Annotated in this window: 19 protein-coding genes, 2 tRNA genes, 2 rRNA genes and 1 pseudogene; 19 read left to right on the forward strand and 5 right to left on the reverse strand. The window is 34.2% G+C overall.

The window, feature by feature from the left end; genetic code table 11:
- The 12 genes and pseudogenes from D2K40_RS12035 to D2K40_RS12090 all read left to right on the forward strand — a co-directional run.
- Positions 1 to 127, forward strand: a 23S ribosomal RNA gene (locus tag D2K40_RS12035); the annotation flags it as partial.
- Between the two features lie 180 nt (positions 128 to 307).
- A 5S ribosomal RNA gene (gene rrf, locus D2K40_RS12040) occupies positions 308 to 423 on the forward strand.
- A 41-nt stretch (positions 424 to 464) separates the two neighbouring features.
- Positions 465 to 541 (forward strand) — tRNA-Met (locus D2K40_RS12045).
- A 4-nt stretch (positions 542 to 545) separates the two neighbouring features.
- Positions 546 to 622, forward strand: a tRNA-Asp gene (locus D2K40_RS12050).
- A gap of 351 nt (positions 623 to 973) precedes the next feature.
- On the forward strand, positions 974 to 1,948 hold the full coding sequence (thiL, locus tag D2K40_RS12055) for a thiamine-phosphate kinase (protein ID WP_117156297.1): 975 nt from the start codon (positions 974 to 976) through the stop codon (positions 1,946 to 1,948).
- Between the two features lie 8 nt (positions 1,949 to 1,956).
- A pseudogene (gene tsaE, locus D2K40_RS12060) lies at positions 1,957 to 2,428 on the forward strand (tRNA (adenosine(37)-N6)-threonylcarbamoyltransferase complex ATPase subunit type 1 TsaE).
- Positions 2,409 to 3,119: a tRNA (adenosine(37)-N6)-threonylcarbamoyltransferase complex dimerization subunit type 1 TsaB gene (tsaB, locus tag D2K40_RS12065; RefSeq protein WP_117156301.1), complete on the forward strand. Its 711-nt coding sequence runs from the start codon at positions 2,409 to 2,411 to the stop codon at positions 3,117 to 3,119. The pseudogene tsaE and the gene tsaB overlap by 20 nt, the downstream one beginning before the upstream one ends.
- Positions 3,112 to 3,558 (forward strand): ribosomal protein S18-alanine N-acetyltransferase, encoded by a 447-nt coding sequence (gene rimI / locus D2K40_RS12070; RefSeq protein WP_117156303.1) that lies wholly within the window; start codon positions 3,112 to 3,114, stop codon positions 3,556 to 3,558. Before tsaB ends, rimI begins: the two co-directional genes overlap by 8 nt.
- The gene (gene tsaD / locus D2K40_RS12075; protein WP_229666771.1) at positions 3,558 to 4,598 is read left to right on the forward strand and encodes a tRNA (adenosine(37)-N6)-threonylcarbamoyltransferase complex transferase subunit TsaD; all 1,041 of its coding nucleotides are present in this window, start codon (positions 3,558 to 3,560) and stop codon (positions 4,596 to 4,598) included. Before rimI ends, tsaD begins: the two co-directional genes overlap by 1 nt.
- A gap of 164 nt (positions 4,599 to 4,762) precedes the next feature.
- The gene (locus D2K40_RS12080) at positions 4,763 to 5,554 is read left to right on the forward strand and encodes a hypothetical protein (protein ID WP_117156308.1); all 792 of its coding nucleotides are present in this window, start codon (positions 4,763 to 4,765) and stop codon (positions 5,552 to 5,554) included.
- Positions 5,555 to 6,040: a glycine zipper family protein gene (locus tag D2K40_RS12085; RefSeq protein ID WP_117156310.1), complete on the forward strand. Its 486-nt coding sequence runs from the start codon at positions 5,555 to 5,557 to the stop codon at positions 6,038 to 6,040. It begins immediately after the preceding gene.
- Positions 6,040 to 6,606, forward strand: coding sequence for a CBO0543 family protein (locus D2K40_RS12090; RefSeq protein ID WP_162879208.1), 567 nt, complete (start codon positions 6,040 to 6,042; stop codon positions 6,604 to 6,606). Before D2K40_RS12085 ends, D2K40_RS12090 begins: the two co-directional genes overlap by 1 nt.
- A 217-nt stretch (positions 6,607 to 6,823) precedes the next feature.
- Here the strand turns inward: D2K40_RS12090 and D2K40_RS12095 are convergent, their stop codons facing one another.
- The gene (locus D2K40_RS12095; protein ID WP_117156314.1) at positions 6,824 to 8,746 is read right to left on the reverse strand and encodes an ABC-F family ATP-binding cassette domain-containing protein; all 1,923 of its coding nucleotides are present in this window, start codon (positions 8,744 to 8,746) and stop codon (positions 6,824 to 6,826) included.
- A 232-nt stretch (positions 8,747 to 8,978) separates the two neighbouring features.
- Here D2K40_RS12095 and D2K40_RS12100 point away from each other — a divergent pair, with 232 nt between their 5' ends.
- Positions 8,979 to 9,620, forward strand: coding sequence for a redox-sensing transcriptional repressor Rex (locus D2K40_RS12100; RefSeq protein ID WP_188618834.1), 642 nt, complete (start codon positions 8,979 to 8,981; stop codon positions 9,618 to 9,620).
- A gap of 38 nt (positions 9,621 to 9,658) precedes the next feature.
- Here the strand turns inward: D2K40_RS12100 and D2K40_RS12105 are convergent, their stop codons facing one another.
- Entirely contained in the window at positions 9,659 to 9,865 is a 207-nt protein-coding gene (locus D2K40_RS12105; RefSeq protein ID WP_117156318.1) for a YdiK family protein, read from the reverse strand.
- Positions 9,866 to 9,872: 7 nt separating this feature from the next.
- Positions 9,873 to 10,592, reverse strand: coding sequence for a CPBP family intramembrane glutamic endopeptidase (locus D2K40_RS12110; RefSeq protein WP_117156320.1), 720 nt, complete (start codon positions 10,590 to 10,592; stop codon positions 9,873 to 9,875).
- 242 nt (positions 10,593 to 10,834) lie between these two features.
- Here D2K40_RS12110 and groES point away from each other — a divergent pair, with 242 nt between their 5' ends.
- Complete coding sequence (gene groES / locus D2K40_RS12115) at positions 10,835 to 11,119, forward strand: co-chaperone GroES (RefSeq protein WP_117156322.1); 285 nt, start codon at positions 10,835 to 10,837, stop codon at positions 11,117 to 11,119.
- A 51-nt stretch (positions 11,120 to 11,170) separates the two neighbouring features.
- Positions 11,171 to 12,805, forward strand: coding sequence for a chaperonin GroEL (gene groL, locus D2K40_RS12120; RefSeq protein ID WP_117156324.1), 1,635 nt, complete (start codon positions 11,171 to 11,173; stop codon positions 12,803 to 12,805).
- 50 nt (positions 12,806 to 12,855) lie between these two features.
- Here the strand turns inward: groL and D2K40_RS12125 are convergent, their stop codons facing one another.
- Together D2K40_RS12125 and D2K40_RS12130 are read right to left on the reverse strand one after the other, a co-directional pair.
- Positions 12,856 to 14,058, reverse strand: a complete 1,203-nt coding sequence (locus D2K40_RS12125) for a site-specific integrase (protein WP_117156326.1) — start codon at positions 14,056 to 14,058, stop codon at positions 12,856 to 12,858.
- A gap of 34 nt (positions 14,059 to 14,092) precedes the next feature.
- On the reverse strand, positions 14,093 to 15,112 hold the full coding sequence (locus D2K40_RS12130) for a hypothetical protein (RefSeq protein WP_117156328.1): 1,020 nt from the start codon (positions 15,110 to 15,112) through the stop codon (positions 14,093 to 14,095).
- Positions 15,113 to 15,308: 196 nt separating this feature from the next.
- Between D2K40_RS12130 and D2K40_RS12135 the strand changes: the two genes are divergently transcribed.
- From D2K40_RS12135 to D2K40_RS12150, 4 genes are read left to right on the forward strand one after another with little or no spacing between them, the layout of a single operon-like run.
- On the forward strand, positions 15,309 to 15,494 hold the full coding sequence (locus D2K40_RS12135) for a helix-turn-helix domain-containing protein (protein WP_117156330.1): 186 nt from the start codon (positions 15,309 to 15,311) through the stop codon (positions 15,492 to 15,494).
- 33 nt (positions 15,495 to 15,527) lie between these two features.
- On the forward strand, positions 15,528 to 15,845 hold the full coding sequence (locus D2K40_RS12140; protein WP_373285583.1) for an excisionase family DNA-binding protein: 318 nt from the start codon (positions 15,528 to 15,530) through the stop codon (positions 15,843 to 15,845).
- 50 nt (positions 15,846 to 15,895) lie between these two features.
- Positions 15,896 to 16,777, forward strand: coding sequence for a bifunctional DNA primase/polymerase (locus D2K40_RS12145; RefSeq protein ID WP_117156332.1), 882 nt, complete (start codon positions 15,896 to 15,898; stop codon positions 16,775 to 16,777).
- A complete protein-coding gene (locus D2K40_RS12150) occupies positions 16,770 to 18,251 on the forward strand; it encodes a YfjI family protein (RefSeq protein ID WP_117156334.1) in 1,482 nt (493 codons plus the stop codon). Before D2K40_RS12145 ends, D2K40_RS12150 begins: the two co-directional genes overlap by 8 nt.
- Positions 18,252 to 18,390: the final 139 nt, after the last annotated feature.

Here is an 18,390-nt window from a genome sequence, read left to right on the forward strand (position 1 = left end):
CCCTCAAGATGAGACTTCTCATCATTTAGAGTAAGATCCCTCAGAGACGATGAGGTTGATAGGTTCGAGGTGGAAGCGTGGTGACACGTGTAGCTGACGAATACTAATAGATCGAGGACTTAACTATAATATTTATGTTGTCTTGTTGTACTTCTTATCTAGTTTTGAAGGTATAAATATATTTTACCTTTAAGTCTTGCATTTCTTTTAGGAATCAAGTATAATAATCCTTGTCCTTATAAATTAAGAATATATATTGGATGTATATTTCTTAATAAAAGAACATAAGATATACTTAGTAATATGGTTTAGTGACAATAGCGAAGAGGTCACACCTGTTCCCATGCCGAACACAGTAGTTAAGCTCTTCAGCGCCCATGGTAGTTGGGGCTTTGCCCCTGCGAGAGTAGGACGTCGCTAAGCCAGTACTTTATCTTTTATAGTAGATTTAAGATCTACATTATCGCGGGGTGGAGCAGTCTGGTAGCTCGTCGGGCTCATAACCCGAAGGTCGCAAGTTCAAATCTTGCCCCCGCAACCAAAATGGTCCGGTAGTTCAGTTGGTTAGAATGCCTGCCTGTCACGCAGGAGGTCGCGGGTTCGAGTCCCGTCCGGACCGCCATTTTTATAACAATATAGAAATGAAGCCTAGGATAATCCTAAGGTTTTTTTTTATGAAAAAAAATATTGAAATCCCCTTATATAAATTCCATCCCCTCTAAACCGACTATAAAAAACGTCATCATTTTTATTTCCCTTATTTTTTGCTATTATAGAGATAGTAATTAAAAATGAGGTTATTTTATGGATGAATTCAAATTTATTGATTCAATAAAACATTTTATGAAAAAACATATTGAAATCCCCTTATATAAATTCCATCCCCTCTAAACCGACTATAAAAAACGTCATCATTTTTATTTCCCTTATTTTTTGCTATTATAGAGATAGTAATTAAAAATGAGGTTATTTTATGGATGAATTCAAATTTATTGATTCAATAAAACAAAATACATATAAACAGCCTTCTCTTTTAAAAGGGATTGGCGATGATGCAGCTGTATTTAGACAAAATTATCAAGATGTTGTAACTGCAGTTGATACCTTTGTGGAGAATGTACATTTTTCGCGTAAGACGATGGATCCATATCATATTGGTTATCGTGTATTAGCAGCTAATATTAGTGACATGGCTGCAATGGGAGCAACCCCTGCTTATTATATGATTTCAATTGTAATCCCTGAAAACTGGAGTGAATCTGAGTTACAACAAATATATCAAGGGATGGATAGAATAGCGTCTACCTATAAAATGGATTTAATAGGTGGCGATACAGTTGGGGGATCAGAATTAGTCGTCTCTATTACGATTATTGGTTTTGTTGACAAACAAAAGGCCAGATATCGTAGTACAATGCAAGATGGTGATGTCTTATTTGTAACAGGAACCTTAGGAGATGCTGCAGCAGGATTACACCTATTGACTTCCGATAAAAACGATCTGGTACAGGACAATAATTACTTGATCGATCGACATCGATTGCCTACACCTCGTGTAGCTTTTGCTCAAGCATTAAGTACGTTAGAACGGGTTACATTAAATGACATAAGTGATGGAATTGCAAATGAAGCAAGTGAATTGGCAACCGCTTCAAACTTAACTGTGCAGCTATATTATGAAAAGTTACCAAAACATCCAAAACTAAAACAATTTTCAAGTGAACAACAACGAGCATTTCAACTATTTGGTGGAGAAGATTTTGAGTTAGTAGGATCTGTACCTCAAAAGGATTGGGATAGTGTTTTGCAAGCAGCAAAGAAAACGGCTGTGAAAATATCTGAGATCGGTAATGTTTTGTATGAGCCAAATGGTAGTAATAATGTATTTCTGATTGAAAACGGGAAAAAACATGTGCTTGAAAAAGGTGGATACACGCATCGAAGTTAGGAGAAGTTATAATGGAATATAAATTTACAACTAAAACAACAGAAGAGACAAAACGACTAGCAGAAAAACTTGCAGTGCTTTTACGTCCTAGTGATGTAGTGACACTTAAAGGAGATTTAGGGGCAGGTAAGACTACTTTCACCAAGGGTATAGGGGCAGGTTTAGGAGTCACACGTACAATTAATAGCCCGACCTTCACAATTGTAAAAGAGTACAAGGGTGAGTTACCGCTTTATCATATGGATGTTTATCGTTTAGAAAACAGTGAAGAGGACATTGGATTTGATGAATATTTTAATGGTGATGGTATTTCCATAGTTGAATGGCCACAATTTATTGAAGAATTTTTACCGAATAATCGTTTGGACATTTCAATGAATGTAGAAGATGAACGTACACGGACTATTACATTTTATCCTCATGGAATTGACTTTGAAAGAATATGTGAGGAGCTAGCAAGATGAATATACTAGCAATTGATACGTCAAATGAAACGATGGGTATCGCTATTTATCAAGACAATAAAATAACCGCTGAATACATCTCTAATAATAAAAACAAACATTCTATAAGATTGATGCCAGCAATTGTACAACTTATGCGTGATGTTGATTTAACACCAAAAGAGTTAACAAAAATTGTTGTTGCAAAAGGACCAGGATCGTATACGGGCGTAAGAATTGGATTATCTACAGCAAAAACAATGGCGTGGACGTTAAACATTCCAGTTGTGGGCATTTCTAGTTTAGAAACATTGGCTTTGCAAGCAAGAGAGTTAGGTTATGCGATTTGCCCGTTTTTTGATGCCCGCCGCGGTTTAGTTTACACAGGATTGTTTCAAAGAGCTGAAGATGGCCTGTTAACTACGGTAGAGGAAAAGAATGTTTTATTTGAAGATTGGTTAGAACAACTGAAGGATGTAAACCATAAAGTTGTATTTTTGAGTCCTGATATTGATCAGTATCGTGATTTAATTATTGAAATTTTAGGAGATAATGCAATTATTCCCGAAGAAATATATCATACTGCTCGCCCGTCATTATTAGCTGTTTATGGACGATATAAAGAAGCTGATAATATTCATAATCTAACACCTAATTATTTGCGCTTAGTTGAAGCAGAAGCAAAATGGTTAGAGGCACAAAGGACGGCGAAGGTCGAAAATGAGTAATACAATTTTTCGGAAAATGGTGTATGAAGATATTAATCAGGTAGCAGCAATAGAAAGAGAGTCCTTTACTATACCTTGGACAATTGATATATATCAAAAAGAATTAACCGAAAACCCATATGCGCATTATTACGTAGTGGAGAAAGATGGAATTATTATTGGATTTTGCGGGTTGTGGGTTGTAGTCGATGAGGGACAAATAACGAATATAGCACTTCTACCGTCTGTTCGAGGAAATGGATATGGTTCTGGTTTATTTCAATATATTATTAATCAGGCAATTATTAATGGGGCTAAAAGACTTTCATTGGAAGTACGTGTATCAAATATAGTTGCTCAGAAATTATATCGAAAGTTTGGCTTTATGCCAGCTGGTATTCGAAAAAATTACTATACCGATAATAATGAAGATGCAATGGTAATGTGGGTGAATTTATAATGGATAATAAAAAACATCAATACATATTAGCAATTGAAACAAGTTGTGATGAAACTGCTGTTGCTATCATTAAAGATGGTAAGGAAATAGTAGCGAATGTTGTTGCATCTCAGATAGAAAGTCATAAACGCTTTGGCGGGGTCGTACCTGAGATTGCATCTCGTCACCACGTTGAAGAGATTACGTTTGTTTTAGAAGAGGCATTGAAACAAGCTGAAATGACTGTTGAAGAAATGGACGCAATTACTGTAACAGAAGGACCAGGTTTGGTAGGAGCGTTATTAATAGGTGTAAACGCAGCAAAAGCGTTGGCATTTGCACATGATAAACCTTTAATAGGTGTTCACCACATTGCTGGTCATATCTATGCTAATCGTCTCGTCAAAGAATTTTCTTTCCCACTATTGGCACTAGTTGTCTCTGGTGGTCACACTGAGTTAATTTTAATGCGTGAACACGGAAAATTTGAAGTAATAGGTGAAACACGTGATGATGCAGCGGGTGAGGCATATGACAAAGTGGCACGTACTTTAGGGTTAAGTTATCCAGGTGGACCTCAAATAGATAAATTAGCAGCACAAGGCAATGAAACGATTGATCTTCCAAGAGCATGGTTAGAAGAAGGATCTTATGACTTTAGCTTTAGTGGGTTAAAATCAGCTGTGATTAATACAATTCACAATGCAACACAACGTGGTGAGGAACTGAAAAAAGAAGATCTAGCTGCTAGCTTCCAAGCAAGTGTTGTCGAAGTTTTAACAGAAAAGACCTATCAAGCAGCAAAAGAATTTGATGTAAAACAAGTTATTGTTGCTGGTGGTGTAGCTGCTAATAAAGGATTACGTGAAAAATTACAGGAAAAATTTATGTCAGAATCAATAGATTTAGCAATTCCACCATTAAGTCTGTGTACAGATAATGCGGCAATGATTGGTGCAGCAGGATCGATTGCTTATGATCAGGGTCATCGAGCTGGTTGGGATTTGAATGCAAATCCAGGTTTAGACCTTGAAAGATATGGAGAGCGCGACAAAAATTAATAACATTATGATAAAGACTGCAACTACTGCAGTCTTTTTTTCGTAAGCTGACAAATAAAAAATTTGTGACTTTAACCTCTTTTATGAACCGTAATTACATATTTCCATTTAATTAGTAAATATTAATTAAAAACTATTATTACTAAAAAGGTTGCTCAAAAACAATGAATAATTCTTACGCAACAAATGGAGCACGCAGATTGAAAGCACATGTTAGTGTTCTTGGTACAACACAACTACACCTAAGAAATCCTTATATAGTTGCTTGGTGGTCAGCGGCATTTCCTGGATTCGGTCATCTTCTATTATCTAAATATTTGAGAGGTTATATTCTGTGTATATGGGAAATCTTCATTAATAGTATGACAAAATTAAACCTCGCGATGGTTTATTCATTTACAGGAAATATGGAAATGGCAAAAGATGTATTAGAACCTAGATGGATGCTCTTATATATACCCGTTTATCTATTTGGTATATGGGATAGTTATCGTACAACTGTTGACATGAACAAAGTTTTTGTACTAGCCGACCATGAAAATGCTTCATTTAAATCGTATGCTATTAGTGCATTTGAGGTTAATTATTTAGATAAAAGAAGGCCGATCATGGCAATAATCTGGTCTCTACTCTCTCCAGGGTTAGGCCAACTTTACATTCATAGAGTTTTTAAAGCTTTGTTTACGATGGTATGTATGATTGTATTTGTATACTATTCAAAGCTACTTGTTGCAGTTCAGTTTCTTTTTCTTGGTGAGATAAATCTAGCCACAGAAGTGATTGACCCACAGTGGCTCCTATTTTTACCTTCACTTTACGGATTTTCTATTTATGATTCTTATGTGAATACAGTTGAAAACAATAAATTGTTTAAGAGCGAACAAAGAAAATTCTTAAAAGAGAATTATCAACAACATCGTTTTAAAATTCCAGTTAAAGTTGATGAGGTGGAATGAGTGCAGATTTTTTCAACATTTGAACATTCATTATACATTGAATTGGCAATTACATCATTGGAGAAAATAGGACTAAAAAAAGACAATATTCTCGCTGTACCACTTAACAATCGTGCGGAAGAGAGTAGCCTGTTTGATACGCTCCACCGCTCTGATGGTATTAGTCTATTTGACAAGGGAGCGGCGATAGGAACAGCATTTGCTGTCATTGGAGCAAGTGTAGGTTTTACTTTGGAATGGGGTCCCATTTACTGGGGATTAATTGGTGCAGCAGTAGGTTTTCTAGTTGGTTTTAGTATTGATTATATTAGCTTTAAATTTGTGCATAAAAGGAAAAGAATTATAAAAGGAAAAAAGTCTGAAGTATTATTAGTTGTAGAATGTCCAATGTCATTGATTGATAAAGTAGAAGGAGTACTTTGGGAACACCTAGCTTTAGGAGTTGCGAGAGTTAATGATCAAGATGAAAAAGGCAGGGATACATGATGGGTAATACCACAACTTTCAATGATATACAGAATGTCCATACCCAGCTAAGTGATATGAGGCTAGAGTATTGGCTATCTGATAATTTGTTTACTTTTCAATGGTGGTTATTATTATTTACACTTTTTCTTCCTTGGTTTGTTTGGTGGAAGTTTGTAGACAAAAAAAGATGCACACATATACTGTTGTATGGGACACTATTAATGATACTCGTATCAATACTAGATGATATGGGGGTTGAAGCACACCTTTGGTCTTATCCATATCAATTAGCAAATATAATGCCTCGATTAATACCAATTGATTTAGGAATAATTGTTGTTGCCCATATGTTTTTATATCAGTACTTTACAAAATGGAAGACATTTATTTTAGCTAATTTAATTATGGCGATTATTTTCACCTTTATTTTTGAGCCAATAACTGTATGGCTTGGTATTTATAAATTAGAGAATTGGAGATATATTTATTCACTACCCATTTATATAATAAAAGCTGCTTTAATGAAATGGGTTGTTGATAAGTTAATTGAAAAAGAAAAAACGGCCAATAAAATAAAATACTAAGTGGATATATTCACAGTTGTCCACAGAAAATTTTACGAATGTGTATAGTTACTTTAAAATGGCTGTATATAAGTCTTCTACTTGTGCACAAAAAATGTGTATAAGTACATATATTTCTGTGGATAACGTGGATAAACTGAAAAAACATTGTATATTCACTATTTTATCTGTGTATAACTATGTGAATATGAAAAAATGAGACTATTTAATAATAGTCTCATGCATCTTCTTGTAATGACTCCCATTCTTCCATTAATTTTTCAATTTGGTTATTATGCTCATCATTTTGTTCTGTTAATTCTAAGGCTTTCTCATGATCCTGAAATATCTCCGGTTGACATAATAGGTCCTCATTTGTGTTAATTTTCAGTTCGAGTTCTTCTATCGTTTTCTCAATTTCGGTAATTCGTCTTTCTTTTTTACGTTGTGCCTGCTTTCTTTCCTTATCCTCATGAAAAGATGTTTTCACTTCTTGCTTTTCTACAGGTTTAGCGTTCTTTTCTTTTAATTGTAGTAATTCCAGTTCCTCTTGTTTCTTTTCAATATAATAATCGTAGTCACCTAAATAAACGGTTGCCCCTTCTGGTTGCATTTCAATCACATGGGAAGCAATTTCATTAATGAAATAACGGTCATGTGAGACGAAGACAATGGTCCCTGGGAAATTAATTAACGCTGCTTCTAATACTTCTTTACTATCTAAATCTAAGTGGTTGGTAGGCTCATCAAGAATTAACAAATTTGCTTTTTGCAACATTAGCTTTGCAAGCGCAAGACGTGCTTTCTCACCACCACTTAATGAAGAAACAGCCTTCAATACGTCGTCACCAGAGAATAGAAAATTACCAAGTACAGTCCTGACATCACGTTCATTCATCATAGGATAGTCATCCCATAGCTCCATTAAAACAGACTTAGTAGACGTTAGTTTTGTTTGCTCTTGGTCATAATAACCGATTTGAACATTAGTACCAATATCTATGGAACCACTGTTTGCTTTTAATTCTCCTATAATCGTCTTTAATAAAGTTGTTTTCCCCACACCATTAGGCCCAACTAAAGCAATTCGATCTCCACGCGAAACCTGAAAAGTTAAATCAGAAAAAACAGGTGTATCACTATCCTCATAACTAAAACGAAGATTATTTATTTTTAGTACATCATTTCCGCTTCGACGGTTAATATCAAAAGAGAAAGAAGCAGAGGATTCATCTCCATTTGGTTGATCTAGTCTGTCCATTTTTTCTAGCTGTTTCCTACGACTTTGTGCTCTTTTTGTTGTCGAAGCTCGAACAAGATTTTTTTGGACAAAATCTTCTAGCTTTTTTATTTCAGTTTGTTGTTTTTCAAACTGCTTCATTTCGAGTTGATAATCTATTGCCTTTTGATCTAAATACTTACTATAATTACCATGATACTTTTTTGATTTATTACGAGATATTTCATAAACGGTTTGCGTTACTTTATCCAAAAAGTAACGGTCGTGTGAAACAATTACAATTGCACCGGAATAGTTATTTAAATACCCTTCAAGCCATGTTAATGTTTCAATATCTAAGTGGTTGGTAGGCTCGTCTAATACTAAAATATCTGGTTTTGATAATAAAAGTTTACCTAAGGCTAATCGTGTTTTTTGTCCACCACTCAGCTCGTTTATAGGTGTACTATAGTCATAAAAGTTCAACCCGGTTAAGACTGCCTTAATATCGGCTTCGTACTGATAGCCACCTTCTGTTTTAAATGCTTGTTGTTGTAGATCATACTGTGATAGTAATTGCCGGTATTTTGCTTCATCTTGAATGATCAGTGGATCACCCATTTTTTGTTCCATTTCACGAAGCGTTGTTTCCTTTTGGATTAAGTCAGCAAAAACACTACGCATTTCTTCCCAAATGCTTGCAGTTGTTTCTAAACCTGTATTTTGTGCTAAATAACCTAAAGAAACATCTTTTGGTTTATGAATTTCACCTTCATCATAGGAAATCTGGCCAGCCATTATTTTTAATAAAGTTGATTTACCGGCTCCATTACGCCCCACAATTGCAATTCGATCCCTTGTTTGTATTTCCAATTTTATATTTGTTAAAATAAGTTCAGCACCAAATCTTTTTACTAAATTGTTTATTTGCATTAAAATCATTTGCTTGTCACCTCATCTTGTTAAGTGTATCGTACTTTTTCCTAAACTAGCAAGCAAATCGTTGTGTATAAATATAGAAAATGTTTTATACTATAAAGTAAGTAAGTGAAGACTTTCACGACAGAATCAGTATTTTCTGTTAAAATACGATTATAGGGTTAGTGTATTTGATTACGCTATCAGAACTAATTGGGGTTTTGTTAAAAAGCATTTAAAAAGGGGGGATTCGATCATGGCAGCACAAAGTAAAATACCACAAGCAACAGCAAAAAGATTGCCGTTATATTACCGGTTTTTAAATAATTTGCAAGTACAAGGAAAATCACGTGTCTCTTCAAAAGAGTTAAGTGAAGCGGTGAAAGTTGATTCAGCTACAATAAGAAGAGATTTTTCTTATTTTGGAGCTCTAGGTAAAAAAGGGTATGGCTATAATGTAGAATATCTACTTGGCTTTTTTCGAAAGACATTAGATCAAGATGAAACTACATATGTTGCATTAATTGGTGTAGGTAATTTAGGAACAGCATTCCTACATTACAACTTTACTAAGAATAATAATACGAGAATTGAGATGGCATTTGATGCTGATCCAAATAAAGTGGGACAAGAAATTGGTGGTGTCCCTGTATATCATATTGATGATTTAGAAGAGCGAATTAATCATGTTCAAGCAGCGATCTTAACCGTTCCAGGTGCAGAAGCGCAGACAATTACAGAACGATTAATGGAATCAGGAATTACAGGTATTCTGAATTTCACACCTGCACGCATTACTGTTCCTGAAGAAGTGCGTGTACACCATATTGACTTAGCAGTAGAACTACAATCATTAATCTATTTCATGAAGCATTATCCTTTAGAAATTGAAGAATAGAGCTTACATAAATAAGACAGCATCGAAAAGATGCTGTCTTATTTCTTACTATTCATAGCTTTTTTTATTCTAATGTGCAGACGGATTAATCGAAAAGAGATGGCAAAATCAAAAGTTGCAAATATAGCCATCAGAATAGTCATCATATTCCACACGGTATCTTCAATTGATTGGATTCCAAAATAAGTAAAAGCTACACCTACCAAAAAATAAACGGTGGCCATAACTAATGGTGAAAAACGCATGGTAAATCTAGCCTCCAAATAAGATCATTTGTAACTTCTCTAATTGTTCAATTGAGCGTTTTAATTCCTCTGGATCGATGTTCAATTGGATAATAACTACCACAGCATTCATTGTTACGTGTGCGATAATTGGAACAATAATGCGTTTTGATTGTACATACACAAATGCAAAGACAAAGCCAATTGCAAGATAAGTTAGTGTATGTGGGAAATCGTTGTGAACCACTGCAAAAATAAGACCAGATGCTAATGCACCAATAAAGAAATTCGTTTTTTTGTAAATAACACCAAAAATAACTTTACGAAAAACAATCTCTTCTAATATTGGTCCAATTACAGCGATAACAACAATGAAGATTGGTACAGCTCTTGCAATTTCCATAATGTTTTGTGTGTTCTCTGAAGCTGGGCTAATATCAAATAAGAGCATTTGAATAATATTAACAAAAAATTGTCCGAAGAAAGCTAAAAAGATACCGATGAGTGACCAAACAATGACCATCCCAAAACTAGCAGCATCTGGGTCTTTTCGTAAATCTTTTTCCGGTTTTAATAGGATTAAGAAAATTACTAGTGCTGCTACAAAGCTAAAGATATTCCATCCTATTCCAATAATAGAAAAGGTCCTGTCACTTATCTGAAGACTGTCTAAAAACAATGCTACAGGAATAGCAGATAACTGCATTAAAATATATGTCATGAGTATATACAAGTATCGCTTTGTCAAAATCAAACGTCTCCTTCAAAATAAATAGTTATTAATTATATGTATTTTAACACAATTTAGACATAGAATTGAACTAGTCCAATTTTTTTCTGAATTCTATGATGAAAATATATAAATTTGCTAGTATTATACTTGCAAATTGGATAACAATTCATTATTATAATAATTGTGTTAGCACTCATTGATGACGAGTGCTAAAAACCAATAAAAATATCTTGAAATAAATGAAGGAGGGTTTTTTTATGTTAAAACCATTAGGTGATCGCGTCATTATCGAGCTTGTAGAACAGGAAGAAAAAACTGCAAGTGGAATTGTCCTACCAGACTCTGCAAAGGAAAAACCGCAAGAAGGAAAAGTTGTTGCAGTTGGTTCTGGCCGTGTGACAGATAATGGAGAAAAAATCGCTCTGGAAGTTGCAGAAGGAAATACGATTATTTTCTCTAAATTTGCAGGAACAGAAGTGAAATATGAAGGAAAAGAATACTTAATTCTTCGTGAGAATGATATCCTAGCAATCATTGGATAAGTGAAGAATACAAACTACTTATATACTTAAGAATTGAGGAGGATGTTTAATATGGCTAAAGAATTAAAGTTTAGTGAAGATGCTCGTCGCGCAATGCTACGTGGTGTTGATACACTAGCAAATGCGGTTAAAGTAACATTAGGACCAAAAGGACGTAACGTAGTTTTAGATAAAAAATATGGTTCACCTCTTATTACGAATGATGGTGTAACGATTGCTAAAGAAATTGAACTTGAAGACAAGTTTGAAAATATGGGTGCACAATTAGTTTCTGAAGTTGCATCTCAAACAAATGACGTTGCTGGTGATGGTACAACAACTGCAACTGTCCTTGCACAAGCAATGATTCAAGAAGGTTTGAAAAACGTTGCATCTGGTGCAAACCCAGTAGGTGTTCGTCGTGGTATTGAAAAAGCTGTAAATGTAGCGACAGAAGAATTACGTAAGATTTCCAAACCAATCGAAGGAAGAGAATCAATCGCACAAGTTGCATCTATCTCTTCTGGTGATGATGAAGTCGGCCAATTAATTGCTGAAGCAATGGAACGTGTTGGTAACGATGGTGTTATTACAATTGAAGAATCAAAAGGTTTCAATACAGAACTAGAAGTAGTAGAAGGTATGCAGTTTGATCGTGGTTATGCATCTCCATACATGGTTACTGACCAAGATAAAATGGAAGCAGAACTTGAAGATCCATACATTCTAATCACTGACAAGAAAATCAATAATATTCAAGAAGTACTTCCAGTATTAGAACAGGTTGTACAACAAGGTAAACCACTTCTATTGATTGCAGAAGATGTAGAAGGCGAAGCACTTGCTACATTAGTTGTAAACAAACTTCGTGGCACATTCAATGCTGTAGCAGTTAAAGCTCCAGGATTTGGTGACCGTCGTAAAGCAATGCTAGAAGACATTGCAACATTAACTGGTGCAGAAGTAATTACAGAAGATCTTGGCCTTGAATTAAAGAGCACTACAATTGAACAATTAGGTCGCGCTACTAAAGTAGTAGTAACAAAAGAAAACACAACTATCGTAGAAGGTTCTGGTAACCCAGAACAAATCTCTTCTCGTGTCGCACAAATCCGCGCACAAGCAGAAGAAACTACTTCTGAATTCGATAAAGAAAAATTACAAGAGCGTTTAGCAAAACTTTCTGGTGGAGTTGCTGTTATCAAAGTTGGAGCGGCTACTGAAACAGAATTAAAAGAACGTAAACTTCGTATTGAAGATGCATTGAACTCTACTCGCGCAGCAGTAGAAGAAGGTATCGTAGCTGGTGGTGGTACAGCATTAATCAACGTATATACAAATGTTCAAGCACTTGACTTAGTAGGCGATGAAGCTACTGGTGCAAACATTGTTCTTCGTTCATTAGAAGAACCAGTTCGTCAAATTGCACACAATGCTGGTCTAGAAGGTTCTATTATTGTAGAGCGGCTTAAAGGTGAAAAAGTAGGCATTGGTTTCAACGCAGCAACTGGCGAATGGGTAAACATGATCGATACTGGTATCGTTGACCCAACAAAAGTTACGCGTTCAGCACTACAAAATGCAGCATCTGTTGCAGCAATGTTCCTAACAACTGAAGCAGTAGTTGCAGACATCCCTGAAGAAAACCCAGCTGGTGGCGGAATGCCAGACATGGGTGGCATGGGCGGAATGGGCGGCATGATGTAACATAGGTTATCAAACCTTGATATATCAGTGTTTTTAAGTGTTGAGGATTGCTAATGCTCATGTTTTTGCTCATGTTTTGAGGAAATTTTACTAGAGAGGTCTTTCATTAAGTTACTAAACTTATTGGAAGCCTCTTTTTTCAAATTCTTTGTCATATGGGCATAAATATCCATTGTAGTTTTTATATCAGAGTGGCCTAGTCGTTCTTGTATCTCTTTAATATGAACATCGACTTCTATTAATAATGAAGTATGAGTATGCCTGAATGAGTGTAATGTCACATGTTTGTTTATATATGTTTTTTTGAGTAATCTTTGCAATCTATTTGATATGTGTTTGATGGTTCTAGGATGCCCTTCATTAGTCGAAAAAATAAAGTCATTATCAACATAAAAGGGGCTATTTTTTTTCTTTGTTAATTCTTGTTCACTTTTATGTAATTTTAGAAGCTCTATTAATATTGGATCCACTGATAAGGTCCGAATGGAACCCTTTGTTTTAGGTGTAAGTAATTTAAATTTAATCTTATTATTTGTCGGGTTGTAATATGTTTTTATCACTCTTAAAGTGCCATTTTCGAAATCAATGTCTGACCATTTTAAAGCGATCATTTCACCTATGCGCAGACCTGTATAACCTAAAGTAGTAAAGGCTAATAAATCCCCCTCTAACCCTTCAGTTTTAGCTTTTAAAAGCAATTCTTCCAATTCATCTTTTTCAAGAAAATTCTCTATTAAAGAGTCCCCTTTTTCTAGTTCTTCTACTGTATCTTTTTTCTTAGGAAGTTTAATTCCTTTTGTCGGAGCATCTTTAATTAGTTTCATCTCATAAGCATATACAAAGACCAGGTTTGCAGATGTATGAATACTCTCGATATAGTTGGTGCTAAATTCATTTGAAAGTTTATCGATCTTATCTTGATACGTCTTTTTAGTTATCTTTTGTATAGGCATATCTCCAAATTCATTAAGAATATGTTTTAATGCAATTCTACGGGCTCTAACACTACTCTCCTTTACATCTCTGCTATAATGCGCTAACCAATCATAGAATAATTCAGAGAGAGTTATTTTGTTTGGTTGAATAAGCTCCCCTTTATGAAATTTCCTTTCAAAAATCGCAGCTGCAAGTTGGGCATCTTTTTTAGTTAAAAAGCCGGATTTTGTTTTCTGCTTGTCTTTTCCTGTTACTGGATCTTTACCAGCATATGCTACATAAGCCCACTTTTTACCTCGTTTATATATACGTGCCATTCGAAGACCTCCATTATTATGATTTTCACAACTTCTATTTGTTTTTTTCGCGATTATAGGCTGTTTCACAACTTGAACGTTTTCTAAAAGGTAATGGGGGGCAGAACCGTTGTTTTCCATGATTAACTTCGAAGTAATGGCCACAGTATTCACATTTTCTTAATTCAGTTTCATTAATTAGAGATTGTTTCATTTGAATATATCCAAAATGAAATAGATCCTCTATCTTTTCCGTTTCTGAAAACTTTCCAGTTTGTACATTAAATTCAAAAGAGTTATTACCATAATTAATCAGAATATGATTTAGTTCTGTTGCAATGTCACTTTTTAATGCAATATACATTTCTTCTTCATCAAACTCATTTTCTGGTATGTCAATACCTTTTCTATCACCATGATTAGAGAATAATAATTTAATTAAATTTGGTTCTTTAGTTTTTATTGCAACAAATAGGTTAAAAATATCTTTGAACTCTAATAACCTTAAGTGAATGTAAAGAGTTGGACTTGAGATGAATTCTATAGATCTTTCAGTTTCAAATAAACCTGATTCTTTATATCCAGTTGGTAGTCCGAAATTTTTAGAAAATTTCACTAGATCTATATCATTAAAGGGTACTACTTTCGCTAATTCAGTAAATATGCTTTCTCCACTCTGCATAAGATAATATTGTCTTTTGTCTCCAACAGTTTTCAACCCATTAACATAATTATTAATTTTATTGGTTTCTACACTAATAATCTTTGTGTCTTCGAATAACTGGACAATTGCTTCTAAATTATTACAATTTAACAATGAACTAACTTTTCTCTTTTCCTTGTGGACATAATTAGTGAAAATAGACATACCTCCATCGTAATCTCCTAGAATTGATGCCATCTTTTTAAAGTATGCTTTTATCTCTTCTCCCACAATCATATTTTGGTTAAGTATAAAATTAAAATGATTAAATAGATCATCATCTTCTGAATTTATACCTTTAAAATAATCTTCTAAACTATAGAGTTTGTATGGTTTGTTTACAATAAACCCCCCATCAAAAGATATACCCATAATTATCCCCTCTCACTATTGAAATGAAGTAAATTTATGAAAATGTGTCATTTTTTGTAGAAATATTATTTTCACTATGATAACATAAAAACATCAACAACAAAAGTGACATAAAAAATATAATTAATGTCATTTTGTTTTGGTTAATTTATAATATACGATAAATATATTTGTGTGTTAGGAAGGGGGAAAGTAAATGAAAGCAGATGAGATCAAACAGATGATTAAATCATCTGGTTTAAAACAATGGCAAGTTGCAGAGTTTTATGGAATTACAGAAGGTAATTTCAGCCGTCTATTGCGCAAAGATCCAACTAAACAAACAGTAGTGAACATTAAAAAGGCTATTGAAAAGGCAAGAGAAGTTTATGTATCTGAATAGGGATTTAGCAAAAATCTAGGGGGGAGATAGTAATTGATTAATATTGAGGTTGATCCAAAAGTTATTAATACTATGCTTCAAGAAGCGATTGATGATCGAGTGGATAAAATAGCGAGACAAAAGTACTTTTTAACTTATAGTGAGTTATCACAGTACTTAAACATAAGTAAGCCAATAATAGAAGACCGATTAATTAAGAATGGTTTGAAATACTATAAGGTAGGAAGTAAATATTTATTTAAGAAAGAGGAAGTTGATATGTTTCTCGATGAATTAACTCAAAGTATGACAGCTACAAACAATGACTTAAAGTTCTATCAAAGGATCCAGCAAGAAGTTTCTAATTATTAAAATATTAATTATTTAATATTAAAAATGTATCAGCAAGGAGAAGGAATTCAATGAATTATAAAAAAAATGTGGTGAAGGACCTGCCAGTCAATCACCACAAGGTAAATCCAAAGTTATCTGCTGCAGTTGGGTATAGCCAGTTACTCCAATGGCCAGTATTCCCACTTTATTCAATTATAGACGGAAAATGCGCTTGTGACAAGATCGACTGTGCTAGCCCAGGTAAACACCCCAAAATCCATAATGGTTTTAAATCAGCTACAACTGATATTAAAACAATTGTAAAATGGTGGGAATTGTGGCCAGATGCTAATATAGGTATACCTACAGGAAAAATAAGTGGTTTTTTTGTATTGGATGTAGATCCCAAACATAATGGACATGAATCATTAGAGCAATTAACCGATTACTTTGGAAATTTGCCCGATACTGTTGAGTCAATTACTGGAAGCAAAGGTAATCATTATTTATTTAAATATAATTTAGGAATAAGAAATAAGACAGAATTTTTACCAGGATTAGATATTCGTGGTGACGGTGGTTACATCGTCGCACCTCCTTCCAATCACTTAAGTGGCCGGCAATATGAATGGGAATTATCTAGCCATCCATTACAAGTGAAAATGGAAGAATCACCTAAATGGTTGGTGGATATGATCGGCGAAAAGGAGAGCCATAAAAAAGCAAAGCCTGCTTCTTTTTGGATAGATATAATGCAAGGTAAAGAAGAAGGTCAACGTAATAATGCAGCCACTTCTTTAGTTGGATACTTATTTAGAAGATATATTGATCCATCACTTGTCATTGAGATTATGAACCTATGGAATGAAAGAAATAGCCCTCCACTTAATCAAAATGAAATTAAAAGCATTATAGAAAGCATTGCTGGAAAAGAACTAGTGCGCAGAAGAGGGAGAACAAACCATGAATAACATTGATGCATTAATTCAAGAACAACATCAAGAATTACAATGGCAAGAGCCAGTGCCATTTGATGAGTTTAAATTACCTAGTTTTAACATAGAAATCTTTCCTAATTGGTTAAGGGATTACGTTTGGGGTGTTTCTGAAACAACACAAACCCCTGTAGATGCTGCGAGCATGGTAGCAATTTCAGTATTATCTACAGTAGCATCCAAAAAATTTTACGTTCAAGTTACTAATGAATGGAGTGAATCACTAAACACTTATGCTATTTTTGCACTACCACCAGGAAATAGAAAATCTAGCGTTTTTAAACTTTTCCAAGAACCAATAACAATACAAGAAAAAATAGAAAAAGAAAGGGTAGTAAATTTAGTAAGAGAACAAAAGGCTATTATAAAAGCTAAACAAAAACGGATAGATAGCTTGGAGAATGAATACGCAAAGAGTGGAGATGAAAGTAAACTTAGTTTAATACAAGATCTAACAAAGGAAGTAGAAGAAGAAAGCGTACTTACAATTCCTAGGTATATTACAGGAGATATTACACCAGAGCAATTAGGAGTGTTGTTGTCTGAGAACAATGAAAAAATTGCTTTACTTTCCGCAGAAGGCGGAGGAGTTTTTAGTAATATGGCTGGACGTTATTCGGGTAATGGAAAAGCGAATATAGATATTTATCTAAATGGACATACAGGTGATTTCACACCTATAGACAGAATAGGACGTGAACCAATTTTACTGAATGAACCTTGTTTAACTATTGGCTTATTTATTCAACCTGGGGTTATACGAGAAGTTCCACGTGTATTTATGGAAAGGGGACTAATGCAACGCTTCTTGTATTCATTTCCTAAATCTCTAGTAGGGTATAGGAAAATAGACCCTAAATCAATTGATAAAGAAGTCAAAAGTAATTATCTATTTTATATGAACAAACTTATACTATTTCAGTCTAATGAATCTATAAAACTTACTTTTGATAATGATGCAAAAATTGATGAACAACAGTTAAGACGAGATATTGAAAATATGTTAAAAGAGGATGAAGCTTTATCAGACATAAAAGAGTGGGGTAGTAAACTAGCTGGTCAGATAATACGTATAGCGGGTTTGTTACATGTTGCGGAACACATTACAAGTAACATAATAGAAATTCCTGAACAAATTAATTCGTGTACATTTAGGAAAGCAAAAAGTCTATTAACCTACTTTATAGAACACGCTAAAGCAGCCTTTGGGGTTATGGGGACAGATGAAGGAATTGAAGATGCTAAATATCTATTAAAAGTAATTAAAAGAAAAGATAGTCATCTTGTTGATTATAGGGAACTTCAGATGCAAACACGTAGGCGTTTTAAAAAAGCAATTCACTTGAAGAAGGTATTGAATGATTTACAAGAACGAGGGTATATAATTCCTAAAAAAGAAGGAAGAAAAACTGTATATGAAGTTAACCCTTATGTCTATAACAGTGGATAATACCCACATTACCCACAATGCTCTGTAAGCGTTGAGAGAATAAGAAAAGCAAAGTGGGGACAACACAGTCCACATTTGCCCACATCGCCCACATGATAGAAACAAATAAGAAATGTGTTCGTTGTGGGTATTTGTGGGC

Origin of the sequence: Paraliobacillus quinghaiensis (genome assembly GCF_003426025.1) — a bacterium.
Lineage (GTDB): Bacteria > Bacillota > Bacilli > Bacillales > Amphibacillaceae > Paraliobacillus_A > Paraliobacillus_A quinghaiensis.